At 28.8% G+C, this 13,742-nt stretch carries 11 protein-coding genes; 9 read left to right on the top strand and 2 right to left on the bottom strand.

Features of this window, described 5'->3' with window-relative positions; all coding sequences use genetic code 11:
• Positions 1-475: 475 nt before the first annotated feature.
• A complete protein-coding gene (locus HMPREF3045_RS05780; protein WP_070737814.1) occupies positions 476-1,804 on the bottom strand; it encodes a radical SAM/SPASM domain-containing protein in 1,329 nt (442 codons plus the stop codon).
• Between the two features lie 40 nt (positions 1,805-1,844).
• Positions 1,845-2,423, bottom strand: coding sequence for a TetR/AcrR family transcriptional regulator (locus tag HMPREF3045_RS05775; RefSeq protein ID WP_070737811.1), 579 nt, complete (start codon positions 2,421-2,423; stop codon positions 1,845-1,847).
• A gap of 273 nt (positions 2,424-2,696) precedes the next feature.
• Between HMPREF3045_RS05775 and HMPREF3045_RS05770 the strand changes: the two genes are divergently transcribed.
• From HMPREF3045_RS05770 to HMPREF3045_RS05730, 9 genes are all read left to right on the top strand, one after another.
• Positions 2,697-4,388: a Na/Pi cotransporter family protein gene (locus HMPREF3045_RS05770; protein WP_070737808.1), complete on the top strand. Its 1,692-nt coding sequence runs from the start codon at positions 2,697-2,699 to the stop codon at positions 4,386-4,388.
• A gap of 94 nt (positions 4,389-4,482) precedes the next feature.
• A complete protein-coding gene (locus tag HMPREF3045_RS05765; RefSeq protein ID WP_070737805.1) occupies positions 4,483-5,208 on the top strand; it encodes an ABC transporter ATP-binding protein in 726 nt (241 codons plus the stop codon).
• The gene (locus HMPREF3045_RS05760) at positions 5,198-6,829 is read left to right on the top strand and encodes a hypothetical protein (protein WP_070737802.1); all 1,632 of its coding nucleotides are present in this window, start codon (positions 5,198-5,200) and stop codon (positions 6,827-6,829) included. Before HMPREF3045_RS05765 ends, HMPREF3045_RS05760 begins: the two co-directional genes overlap by 11 nt.
• Before the next feature lie 240 nt (positions 6,830-7,069).
• Positions 7,070-8,467 carry a carbohydrate ABC transporter substrate-binding protein gene (locus HMPREF3045_RS05755; RefSeq protein ID WP_070737799.1) on the top strand — a complete coding sequence of 466 codons (1,398 nt, stop codon included), beginning with the start codon at positions 7,070-7,072 and terminating at the stop codon, positions 8,465-8,467.
• 64 nt (positions 8,468-8,531) lie between these two features.
• Positions 8,532-9,422, top strand: a complete 891-nt coding sequence (locus HMPREF3045_RS05750; protein WP_070737796.1) for a carbohydrate ABC transporter permease — start codon at positions 8,532-8,534, stop codon at positions 9,420-9,422.
• A gap of 9 nt (positions 9,423-9,431) precedes the next feature.
• Positions 9,432-10,286 carry a carbohydrate ABC transporter permease gene (locus tag HMPREF3045_RS05745; RefSeq protein WP_019118438.1) on the top strand — a complete coding sequence of 285 codons (855 nt, stop codon included), beginning with the start codon at positions 9,432-9,434 and terminating at the stop codon, positions 10,284-10,286.
• A complete protein-coding gene (gnpA, locus tag HMPREF3045_RS05740) occupies positions 10,283-12,442 on the top strand; it encodes a 1,3-beta-galactosyl-N-acetylhexosamine phosphorylase (RefSeq protein ID WP_070737793.1) in 2,160 nt (719 codons plus the stop codon). Before HMPREF3045_RS05745 ends, gnpA begins: the two co-directional genes overlap by 4 nt.
• A gap of 2 nt (positions 12,443-12,444) precedes the next feature.
• Positions 12,445-12,624 (top strand): DUF6903 family protein, encoded by a 180-nt coding sequence (locus HMPREF3045_RS05735; protein WP_004839238.1) that lies wholly within the window; start codon positions 12,445-12,447, stop codon positions 12,622-12,624.
• Between the two features lie 11 nt (positions 12,625-12,635).
• Complete coding sequence (locus HMPREF3045_RS05730) at positions 12,636-13,736, top strand: ABC transporter ATP-binding protein (protein ID WP_070737790.1); 1,101 nt, start codon at positions 12,636-12,638, stop codon at positions 13,734-13,736.
• Positions 13,737-13,742 lie beyond the last annotated feature (6 nt).

The raw sequence follows: 13,742 nt of genomic DNA, 5'->3' as shown, positions 1-13,742 counted from the left end.
TTTAAAAAATTTAAAAGTATGATAGATAAAGAATATTTTGATTTTTTATATTCTTATCTTAAAAAAAGGAATTAGAAAATTTAAGATTAGAAATAGAAAATAAAACTAAAAGACTTAGCCATATTTTAGAAAAAGAAATTGCTTTTTTTAATTTTTATAATAATATTAAATATGTAAGATTAATTGATTATTTTTTAGTAACTTATAAAGAAATACTTAAAGAAATAAAGTCATACGGATTCAGGAATGTCGATTATGATAAGTCTGTAATTGATAAAGAAAAAATTTTAAATATTAATAAAATTCTTGAAAAGCATAAAAAAAATATTGATAATTATATAAATTTAAAAAGTGATAAGTTAGTTAGTGATTTATGATTATATGATTAGTTTATTTTAAATTAAAAAGTGCCATTAAGGCACTTTTTTTATTATTATTTTTAAATAAGTTTTGCTAAATCGAATTTTTTTAGAGTTTAATTATTCCACAACTCTTCTGCTACTGGCTTCCAATCTTCTGCGTAGTCTTCGCATTTGTCGCATAAGTCGTCTACGTTTTCTTTTTCTAATATATCTGTTGATTTTGCCATTGATTTTTTTACCATATCTCTTAATAAATTTGGATTTTCTAGCATTGGACATGGTCTTAGCATATTTTCGTTAAATGGTTGTCCGTCGTGATATGCCATAAATAATGGGGATTGTAGACTTTCTACTAGGGTTTTTTCTTTTATATTTGAGTCTGAATAATGGATAAATACGCATGGTTCTAAATCGCCGTTTGCATTTATGTGAAGGTAATTTCTTCCTCCTGCAATGCAACCTCCGATATATTCTGCATCATTTTGAAAATCTAAGAAAAATAGTGGTTTTGTTTTCCTAAATTTCCTTAATTGATGGTAGACGTGTTTTCTTTGGTCAGGTTTTGGCAAGAGTTCTTTTCCTGTGCCTTTTCCTACTGGCATAAAGTGGAAGTACCAAGCAAATAATGCGCCTCTTTCTATCATTTCGTCTACAAATTCTTCGCTAATTATTGATTTATAATTTTGGGAAGTGTAGCAACATGATATTCCAAATGGAAGTTTGTTTTCTTTTAATAAATTCATTTTTTCTATAACTTTATTATAAACTCCATCTCCTCTTCTTGCATCGGTTGTAAATTCTTCTCCTTCTACTGAGATTGCTGGAACTATATTTTTAAGTCTAAGCATTTCGCCAATAAATTCTTCATCGATTAGGGTTGAATTTGTAAAAATCAAAAATTCACAGTCATTGTGTTTTTCGCAAATTTTTATTATATCTTTTTTTCTTATAAGTGGTTCTCCGCCTGTAAAAATGTAAAAATAGATTCCAATTTCTTTTCCTTGACAAATTATATCATCAATTTGTTCGTAGGATAAATTTAGGCTATTTCCATATTCTGCTGCCCAGCAACCCTTGCATTTCAAATTGCAGGCTGTTGTAGGATCTAGAAGAATTGTCCAAGGAATATTACACTTATATTTTTTTCTACTTTCTTTTTTCAAATCTTCACTGAACAAGACTGAATTTAATAGAAAATTTATAATTGTTTTGTCGAATACTTCGGGGTCTATTGTGTTTAGCATATTTAATATGTATTTATGGTAAACATCTTCTGGATCTTTTATTACTTTATCTATTGTTTCTATTTGTGTTCTATAATCATTTGGCGAAATTTTTTTTGCTAAATCAATTGCTTTTTTTAAATTTTTTTCTGGATCTTTGTGAACATATTTTAAAGTTTTTTCTACACCGTATGTTTTGACTTTATTATTTAAATTCATAATTCCTCCTTTTAGTAATTGAAATATTAAAAATAAATTTTCATATAATAATTTTTTCTAATTGTTCGTAGGATTTTTTTAATAGTTCTATAAGTTCATCTTCTTTTTCTGGATTTGCATCGTATAATTTTACTGCAAGTAAAATCGGAGAATAAAAGATTGTTGATAAAACTTTCAAATCAGCAAATTTGCTTAGCCCGTAATAATTTATAATTTCTTGTTGTTTTGTCATTGGATTATGGATAAATTTTTCTACATAAAATTGCATGGCTTGCGGATTTTTGTACATTTCTATAGATAACATTTTCCTGACTTTTGAAACAAAGGGATCGTGAAGTAAGTATTTAAAAATATCTATAGATAATTTTTCTATATTTAATGTTTTTTGATTATTTTTTATTATTTTGTAATCATCCACAGCATCAATTTGATTGTCTATTCTAATCATTGCATCTTTTACGATAGTATCAAAAATATCTTTTTTTGATTTGAAATGTTTGTAAATAGAAGGAGCTTTTATGCCAACTTCTTTTGCAAGATTTTCCATAGACATATCTGAATATCCATATTTGGAAAATAAATCCAAGGATTTTGACAAAATTTTTTCTTTTGTATTCATTAGACCTCCTAAGAAATATTTCTTAATTCCATTATAGGCTAATAATCATTAGCTGTCAATTATATTTATTTTTGAAAAATTTTTTACTTTTAAAATAAATTTGAATTATTTAAAAAAATTTTTAAACCAGGAAAATATTTGTCTGATTTTAATTTGTTTTTTTGTTTGAAATATTTATTTTTCAATTGTTGTTTTATATTTTTTATGATAATATTATAACTAGGTGAGATTTTTGAAAAATCTTTTATCTTAAAAAAATTATTTGGAGGAATTATGCAATTATCGACTTTATCGTCTTTGCAATGGAACCTTATTGCAGGGGGACTTGCAATATTTTTGTTCGGTATTAATTTGATGGGGGATTCTCTTACAAATTTTGCTGGACCAAAACTTAGGGGATATGTAGAAAAGTATACGTCAAATCCTATTAAGGGAGTTCTAGTTGGAATTGTTATTACGGGATTAATTCAATCATCATCAGCAACTACCGTTATAGCTATTTCTTTTGTTAGGGCAGGTGTGATGAGCCTTGAGCAAGCAATCGGTGTAATTTTGGGTGCTAATATTGGTACAACTGTTACAGCTGTTTTGATTGGTTTTAATTTAGATTATTTATCTTATTTTATTTGCCTTATTGGAGTTATTGTTTTTTTATTTTCAAAAAAGAGAAAGGGCAAATATATTGGAGAAATTTTAATTGGTTTTGGACTTTTATTTATTGGTCTAAAAATGATGGGAGATAGCCTTGCTGAGCTTAAAAATATTCCAGGCTTTGAAGATATAGTTACAAATCTTGGCAAAAATCCTATAATTGCTGTTTTGGTTGGAGCAGTTCTTACTGCTATTATCCAATCTTCATCTGCTTTTATTGGTATTGTTCAATCTTTGTATGCGTCTGGAGCTATTGGATTAAATCTTTCTTTAGGATTTTTATTTGGAGCAAATATTGGAACTTGTATAACTGGAATTCTTGCATCTTTGGGTGGCTCTTTGTCTGCAAAAAGAACAAGCTTATTCCATGTTTTGTTTAATGTTATAATTTCGGCAATATTTTTGGTATTATTAGTACCTTATGGAGGATTTATTTCTTTTGTTTCTGATAAATTTTCCTTAAATCCAATGATGACTATTGCCTTGGGACATTTTTCATTTAACTTTGTGGGTATGATTTTATTTGTTCCAATTATTAAGCAAGTATCAACAATACTTCATAAAATTATTCCTGGCAAAGATTCAATTTTCTCTGACGTTTCAGATATTGAGCTTGAAGAAAGTCTAATAAATACATTCCCAGCAGCTGCTCTTGATCAAGCAAAAACTGCCATCATAAAAGAAAGTAAAATTGCTCTTGAAACTATAAAATCAACTCAAAAATATTTAAATTCAAGAGATAAAAATGATTTATCAACTGCCAATCAAGCTGAGGCTTTGGTAAATGAAATGGATACAAAAATTCAAAAATATATCTTAGATATTTCAAAATCAAATTTAGTTAGCGAGCTTGAGGCTGATATACACAATTATTTGCAAGTGCAAATAAATGTAGAAAGAGTTTCAGACCTTGCTCAAAATCTTGGAGAATATTTTGATGAAATAAATGAAGCGGGAGAAAAATATAATGATGAGGCCTTGGCTGATTTAAATAGTATTTATGAGCTTGTAATTCATAACTATGTAAATGCCATTGAAGTTTTTGAATCTGAAGATTCAGCCTTGTACGAAACACTTAGAGAAGATGAGGCAAACTTGGATTTATTAGAACAAAATTTAAGAAGATCTCATTATAGAAGACTTACCGAAGGCGAAAAATTATCTACAGTTGCAAGTTCAGTTTTTGTCGATATTGCATCAACAGTAGAAAGAATTGGAGACCACGCCTTCAATATTGCTCGTCTAACAGTTGATCCTGTAAAGGTTCACGGCGAATACGAAAAGCCAGTTGTTAAAATTGGTGACGCAAATTAAATAAATTTTTAAAAATCTCACGGAAAATTCTGTGAGATTTTTTTGTTTGGAAGTTGGGTAAATATTTTATAGGCTTTAAGATAAAGGAGATTTTATGTTAGAAGTTAAAAATTTTACAAAAAAATACAATAATGGCAAGCTTGCCGTTGATGATATTTCTTTTGAAGTGAAAAATGGAGAAATTTTTGGATTTTTGGGGCCAAATGGTGCTGGAAAATCTACAACTATAAAGGCAATTGTAGGTCTTATCAAAAAAACAAAAGGAGATATAAGTATTGATGGATTAAAATTAGAAGATGATCCTATTTCATACAAAAATAAATTTTCCTATCTTGCCGATAATCCGGATTTATTTGATAAATTTACAGGAGTTGAATACATAAATTTTGTGGCAGATATTTATGGAATTGATGAAAAAACTAGAGATGAAAGGCTCAATACCTATCTTGATTATTTTGATATAAGAGAGGCTATGGCTGATTTAATTTCTTCTTATTCTCATGGAATGAAGCAAAAACTTGCCATAATTGCATCTCTTATCCATAATCCAGATCTTCTGATTTTAGATGAGCCAATGGTTGGTCTTGATCCAAAATCTTCTTTTAATCTTAAAAAAATAATGAAAGAAAGAAAAGATGAGGGTAAGATGGTTTTCTTTTCAACTCATATAATGGAAGTTGCAGAAAATATTTGTGATAGACTTGCTATAATTTCCAAAGGAAAAATTGTAGCAGTAGGTTCGCTTTCAGAAATGAGAGCAAATCTTAATGAAAATAAATCCCTAGAAGAATTATTTTTGGAGCTTACAGATGAAAAATAAAAGATTAAAAATTCTTTTTAGGAAAAATTTTAAGGAAGAAATCGCCCAATATTTGCCAGGAACAAAAGTTTATGGCCTTCCAAATGATTATACACTGAGGATTTTATACATACTTTTGATGTATGGATTTTATACTGTTATGGGACTTGCAACATTTTCCTTGTTGGCGTTTTCGTATTTAAGTAAAAATGATGAATATTCCTATTTTTTATCTGCCAGTCTAATCATAAGTATTTTTACAATAATTTTATCGGCGGTTGATTTGATTTCTGATTATTCAAAAAGCAAGGACACAAATATTTTGATGACTATGCCAATAAAAGATGAAGAAATTTATTTGTCAAAATTTCTTGCCATAGTCTTATCCAAATTTGAAATATTTTATTTTTATATTTTGATGATTTTGGTTTATTTATTTAATATGGGATTTTCCTTTATTAAATTTTTTGGCTTGATAATAAATTCATTTCCAATATTTGTAACATCAGTTGCCATAATTTCTATTTTTATAATGGTAATTATGAGGTATTCAAACATAAGATTTTACAAAACCAGTTTGAAATTTATTGGATACGGATTTTTGCTTTTGATTTTGGGATTTATATATTTTTATTCTTATAGGAAAAATGGCGACGAAAATATAATTAAGCTAGTAACAAAATTTTTTCTTGCTCATAAAGATAAGTTGTCACTTTTATTTTTCCATACAAGAATTTATGGAAAAAGTTTAGGAGGAAGTGGAATAGATTTTATTGTTTATGATTTCCTTCTTTATATATACACTTTTTTAATCCTATATATTTTGGCAAAGCTTGCATCAAAAATATATTTTGATTCTCTGTTAGGAAATGAAAAAAGAAAAATTCACAAGAAAAATATAAAAATATCAAGCAAAAAATCATCGGTTATAATAGCAATTTTTAAAAAAGATTTTAAAACTATTATAAAAAGTCCGGTATATTTGTTTCCAATTATTTCATCTGTGATTATTTTTACATGTATATGGGGATTTGGGACAATTGAAATGTTTGATTTTATAAAAAAACTTGATTTTTCAAATGTAGAAATATATTTATTTATAATTCTTGGAGCATTTGCTTTTAGATTTTTTATATCAGCAAACGACTTGGCAATAAATTCTTCCCTTTCAAGAGAAGGAGAAAGCTTGTACCAAACCCTAACCTTGCCAATAAGCCCAAAAGAAAATATTTTGGGAAGAGCCCTATCAATAAATTTTGTAAATTTAATTATAAATATTTTCTTTTGTTTGGTAGTGAAATTTATAATTAAAATAAATATCCCCGTAAGCCTAGCGATATTTTTGGGCTTTACACTTGAAAGTCTTCTTTCATCTTTTTTGGGACTTTTGATGGATGCAAATTCAGTCAACATTCATTGGCAAAAAGAAAGAGATCTTACAAAAGGCTCATCACAAAACATAGGCTATTATGTAATTAGTGGAATAACAATGACAATAGTAGGAGTTTTTGCGTATTTAATTTATAATATTACAAATATTTACTTGGGATTTTTATTTGTAATAAGCTTAATAATAATTTCTATAATTTTTTTATATAAATCTTCTTTAAAAAAATATGAAAAAGGATTCTATGATTTATAAAAAACACAAGAGTTTGATAAAAAAAGATTAGTTTATTTATCGAACTCTATTTTTTTACTCAAATTTAAAATAAAAAAATAAATTTTGAAATTATTTCCTAGAAAACGGTATTTTTAAAAGAAAAAATTGAAAGTATTTTCACGTTATAAGCCTTGAAAATGTTTCTAAAAATTCTTGACTTTTTGAAAGTTATTAATTATAATAACAATATAGGTAATTACCATATACGAGGAGGAAAATATGAAAAAATGGAAAACAACTTTGGTGGCATTGTTAGCAGTATTTGCACTTACATCTTGTGGAAATAATAAAGCAAACGATACTAGCAATAATGCAGCGTCAAACAAGTCATCAGAAACTGAAAAAAGTTCAGATAATTCTGAAAAGGCTTTCGAAGGTAAGACATTAACACTAGCAGGTCTTGACGGCGGATATGGAACAAAAGGCTGGAAAAAAGTTATAGCTAACTTTGAAAAAAAGACAGGCGCAAAAGTAGAAGCAAAATTTGAAAAAAATATTCACGAAGTAATAAGACCAGAAATCCAAGCAGGAAATGCTCCTGACGTAATTTATAATAATATTGGACAAGAATCAGGTCTTACAGAAACAATGATTAAAGAAAAAATGCTTATGGATATAAGCGATGTTTTGGACAAAAAAGTTCCAGGAGAAGAAAAAACTGTAGGAGAAAAAATAATTCCAGGATTTACAGATACTGCTGTAACAAATCCTTACGGCGACGGCAAAACATACCTTGCTCCATTATTCTATTCACCAACAGGACTTTGGTATAACAAAGCAATGTTTAAAGATGGTGGCGGAAAATATGAACTTCCAAAAACAATGGATGAATTCTTAGCACTTGGTGAAGAAGCTAAAAAAGATAAAATTTCATTATTTACATATCCTACAACAGGATATTTTGACACATTCTCATTTGCAATGTTCTACAACATTGGTGGAAATGAATTATTTGATAAGTTGATGAACTACGATGCAAAAGCTTGGGAAAATGAAGCTACACCATATTTTGAAACAGTAGGAAAAATTTTGGAATACTTAAATCCAAATACAGTAGCTCAAGCTAACAACGAATCATTTACACAAAACCAACTACAAGTTATGAAAAACGAAGCATTATTTATGCCAAACGGAACTTGGGTAGTTGAAGAAATGAAAGATGCAAAAGGCGTTGCTGATGGATTTGAATGGGGCTTTATGCCACTTCCTTCAATGAAAGACGGCGAAAGATATGCATATTCTTGGTTTGAACAAATATTTATAACACAAACTGCAAAAGAACCAGAACTTGCTAAAGAATTTCTTGCTTACTTGTACTCAGACGAAGCAGCAAAAGCGTTTATAGAAAACGGTGGAGCAGTTCAACCAATCAACGATGTTGAAAATATGATAACTGATGAAAATCAAAAATTATTCTATTCAATCTATGGCGATGATGTAAAAGCAGCTCTAGGTGGATGGGCAGCAGCTCCAGCAGTTGAAGGTGTAGATATGTCAAAAGAATTATTTGATGCTATAAACTCAGTAGCAAATAAAGATAAATCTGTAAAAGATTGGCAAAAAGATGTAGTATCTGCAGCACAAAAAATATCAGAAGCTGTAAAAGCTGAAAAATAATTAGAAATATTGGGTTGTTGCCATTAAAAAATTTGCAACAGCCCTTTTTTTATAAGGAGATATTATGAGAAATAGTAAGGAGAAAAAAAGATTTATAGTATTCGGATTATTACCTTCATTGATACTTTATACTATCTTTATGGTTTATCCTACCATAAATGTATTTTATGAGTCTTTGTTTAAAACGGGGGGCTTATCTGGAAATAAAACTTTTGTTGGTCTAGCTAATTTTAAATTATTATTTTCTGATAGTAATTTTATTAGGTCTTTTCAAAATACAATATTTTTAATAGTAATAGTTACAATTGTAACTATGTTTTTGGCAATTATTTTCGCATCAATTTTATCAAGAGAAAAAATAGCAGGCCAAAATTTCTTTAGGATTATATTTTATATACCAAACATTCTTTCTATAGCAGTTATTGCATCAATTTTTGCAGCAATTTATGGAATGGATCAAGGTCTTATAAATGGATTTATGAGATTATTTAATGGTAATCATACTAATGTTCCTTTTTTAGGAGATAGGATGTATGTTGTTTATTCAATTGGCTTTGCAATGATTTGGCAAGCGATTGGATATTATATGGTAATGTATATGTCAACCATGAGTCAAATTCCTGAACATTTATATGAGGCAGCAAACCTCGATGGAGCTGGAAAAATTCGTCAATTTTTTGATATTACCTTACCACTTACATGGCAAACAATTAGAACTACATTAACATTTTATGTAATTTCAAATATTAACATAGCTTTCCAAATTATAAAAGCTTTGACAGGCGGAGGACCTGATGGTGCAAGTCTTACCCTATTAAATTATCAATATGAACAAGCCTACACCAATTCATCTTTTGGTTATGGACTTGCTATTGGTGTTGTCGTGTTCTTATTCTCTTTTATTCTTTCAGCAATAATTCATAGATTGACAAAAAGAGATATCATGCAATACTAGGAGAAAAAAATGAAGAAAAAATCAAAACTTTTTAATATATTTATTTATTTGTGTTTGGTTATTTTTGCCTTATCAATTTTAGTCCCAGTTTTTTGGGTTTTTATGGCATCAATAAAAACAAATCCAGAATTTTATGGCAACCCTTGGGCCTTGCCTATGAGTTTTTACTTAAATAACTTTAAAGATGCGTGGGCCGCTGCTAATATGGGAGATTATTTTTTAAATTCTTTGATAGTTACAGCAATTGCTTTGGCTTTGCTTTTGCTTATATCACTTCCATTTTCATATATTTTAGCAAGAATGCAATTTAAAGGAAGAAGATTCGTAACTTCATATATAAAAGCAGGTTTATTTATAAACTTGTCATACATCGTTATACCAATATTTTTGATGTTAAGAGATGTTTCAAAATCTATTCCATTAGCTTTATTAAATAATAGATTTGTCCTTGCATTAATATATGCGTCAACAGCAGTTCCATTTACAGTTTATCTTTTGACAAACTTTTTCTCATCAATTTCTAAATCTTATGAAGAGGCAGCTTATATTGATGGGGCTGGTTATTATAGAACTATGATGGATATAATGATACCTATGGCAAGGCCAGCAGTTATTACAGTTATTTTGTTTAATTTTTTGATGTTTTGGAATGAATATATTTTAGCCCTAACTCTTATGACTGATCCATCAAAAAGAACCTTGCCAGTTGGATTAATAAATCTTCAACAAGCAGCAAGAGGAGCAGCAAATTATGGAAGACTTTACGCAGGTCTAGTAATTGTAATGATACCAACATTAATAATTTATATTTTAGTTCAAAAACAACTTACTGAAGGAATGATGGTAGGAGGAGATAAGGGATGATAGATAAAAAAAGAGGAAGATTGACTCTTCCAAGTGAAGATAATTTTTATGATGAAACTTGCGAGATGCTTGAAAAGCTTGGAGCAGATGCAATAAGAGATTCTGATGGAACATATCTTCCAGATGAGATTAAAGATATAGAAGGAGTTGACATATATACAAACTTCTTTCCAACTCGTGGTCACAACGAATTTGCAGAAACTGTTCCTTTTGAAAGATCTAGATTTTTCTTGATAAGTGATTTTGTAACAGCAACTAGCGATATTACAAAAATAGATTTTCTAAAAGGCTATTACAAAAAACAATTAATAGCTGATTATGATTATGATCCAAAAAAGTGGTGGCAAGTTTATGATAGAAGCACAGGCGAAGTAGTTGATCCTTCAAATTGGGAAATTGATAAAGAAAAAGATATAGTTAGTGTAAAAACAATTCCTTATCATGTTTATACAGTAAACTTTTTGGCTTATGGAATTTGGGATCCAGTTCAAATGTACAATCACATAACAAATGATTGGGGAGATGAAGTTGCTCATCATATTCCTTTTGATGTTAGATATGAAAAATCTAGCGAATTTGTAGAAAAAAATTTAGAAAAATGGTTACAAGAAAATCCAAAAACAAATGTAGTAAGATTTACTACATTCTTCTATCAATTTTCACTTTTCTTTAATGAAGATGCTAAGGAAAAATATGTAGATTGGTTTGGATATTCAAACAGTGTTTCCCCAGAGGCTATGATTGCCTTTGAAAAAGAATATGGTTATAGATTAACAAGTGAAGATTTTGTTGACCAAGGTTTTTATAATAGTAATTACAGGATACCAAGCAAAAAATATTTAGATTACATTGATTTTCAACAAAGATTTGTTTCTAATAAGGCAAAAAAATTAGTTGATCTTGTTCATAAATATGGTAAAAAAGCAATAATGTTTTTGGGAGATCATTGGATTGGAACAGAGCCTTATGGAAAATATTTTAAAAATATAGGACTTGATGGAGTGGTTGGCTCAGTCGGAGATGGAGCAACTTTAAGAATAATTTCAGACATAGATGTTCCTATGACAGAGGGAAGATTTTTACCATACTTTTTCCCAGATGAATTTTATGAAGGAAATGACCCATCAATTGAAGCAAAAGATAATTGGGTAAAGGCAAGACGTGCTTTATTGAGAAATCCTCTTGATAGGATTGGATATGGCGGATACTTATCTCTTGCTTACAAATTTCCAAAATTTATAGATTATATAACAAAAGTTGCAGATGAATTTAGAGAAATTTATGATATTTCATCAAAGGCAAAACCTTATAAGGCTTGTAAAGTTGCAATTTTAAATTCTTGGGGATCTATAAGAACTTGGGGAGCTTATGTTGTAGCTCATGGAAAATGGTTTAAATTAGCTTATTCATACAGTGGAATAATTGAAGCACTTTCTGGTATGGACATGGATGTTAAATTTATTAATTTTGAAGATGTAAAAAAAGGAATTGATAAGGACATTGATGTAATAATTAATGCTGGAGATGCTTATACTGCATTTTCTGGTGGAGAAAATTTCTTAGATCCAGAAGTCCTTGCAAATATTAGAAAATTTGTTTATGAAGGCGGAGGTTTTATTGGAATAGGAGAGCCAAGTGCTTACCAACATCAAGGAAGATTTTTCCAACTTGCAGATGTATTGGGAGTTGATGTTGAAAAAGGATTTTCACAAGGATTTGATAGATATTTTACACAAGAAACTAAAGATCATTTTATAACAAAAGATTTAAAAGAATATAAATATGGTGAAGAAAAACCAAATGTTTATGCGATAAATGAAAAGACTCAAATATTAAAATATGAAAATAATGAAGTCTATATGGCAGCAAATGATTATGGTAAAGGAAGAAGTTTTTATGCTATGGGCCTTTCCTATAGTTTAGAAAATACAAGATTGTTAAAAAGAGCTATTCACTATGTTTCTCATAAGGAAGATATTTTAGAAAAATATTTTGCTAAAGACATTAGGCTAGAAGTAACTGCTTATCCTGAAATTTCTAAATATTGTGTAATAAACAATTCAAATGAAAAAGTAAAATCTATTGTTTATGATGGAGATAAAAATGCGCACGAAATAGAAATTGATGCAGGCGAAATTATCTGGTTTGAGGAGTAAATATGGATTATTACAAAAAAGAAAAATTAAATAATATTGTACTTTTTATAATATTTGTTCTTGGAGTTATTTTGCAATTTGTAGGACATAGAAAAGCAGGCTATGGCCCACTTTTAATTCAATTTGTTTCACTAGCGCTTATGCTTTTAGTTTTGTTTTTATATAATAGAAGACATGTTTAAGGAGGTTTGATATGGCTGGATTAAAATTCGAGCATATTTATAAAATATATGATAATAAATTTACTGCTGTAAATGACTTTAATTTAGAAATAAAAGATGAAGAGTTTATTGTTTTTGTTGGGCCATCTGGTTGTGGAAAATCTACAACTCTTAGAATGGTTGCAGGACTTGAAGAAATATCAAAAGGAAAGCTATATATTGGAGATAGGTTAGTAAATGATATTGAACCAAAAGATAGAGATATAGCAATGGTATTTCAAAATTATGCTCTTTATCCACAAATGACTGTAAAAGATAATATGAGCTACGCTTTAAAAATTGCAAAAGTTCCAAAAGAAGATATAAATAGAAAAGTAAAAGCGGCAGCAGAAGTTTTGGGACTAGAACAATATCTTGATAGAAAGCCAGCAGCTCTTTCTGGTGGTCAAAGACAAAGAGTAGCCTTAGGTCGTGCGATTGTAAGAAATCCTCAAGTATTTTTGATGGACGAGCCTCTTAGTAACTTGGATGCAAAACTTAGAGTGCAAACTAGAGCAGAAATATCAAAACTTCACGAGCAACTTGCAACAACATTTATATATGTAACCCACGATCAAACAGAAGCAATGACTATGGCAGATAGAATTGTTATTATGAATAACGGAGTTATCCAACAAGTAGATACTCCTATAAACGTTTATTCAAAACCAGAAAATCTATTTGTAGCAACTTTCATTGGTTCCCCACAAATGAATTTAATAAGTGGTAAAATAATAAAAGAAGATGATGATTATTATATGGAAAATGAAAATGTAAAATTCCATATTAGTCAAGAAAAAGCATTAAAACTTCAAGATTTAGGATATTTATCAAAAGATATTGTTTGTGGAATTAGACCTGAGCATATATATGATGGATTTAGAAAAACTAATTCAACATTAATAGGAAAAGTTGATTTTGTAGAATTATTAGGAGCTCAACAATATGCTTATATTAAGTGCAAAGAAGAAAAAATTACTTGCGCTTTGAGCGTTGAAAATTTATTGGAAAAGAATAAGGAAATAAAAATATACCTAGACGAAGAAAAAATGCATTTCTTTGATAAAGAAAGTCAAAAAAATATTCTTCTATAAGGAGAT

The organism is Anaerococcus sp. HMSC075B03 (assembly GCF_001815585.1).
GTDB lineage: Bacteria > Bacillota > Clostridia > Tissierellales > Peptoniphilaceae > Anaerococcus > Anaerococcus vaginalis.
Note: the sequence above shows the minus strand (reverse complement) of the source record. Positions and strands in the feature narration are given on the sequence as shown.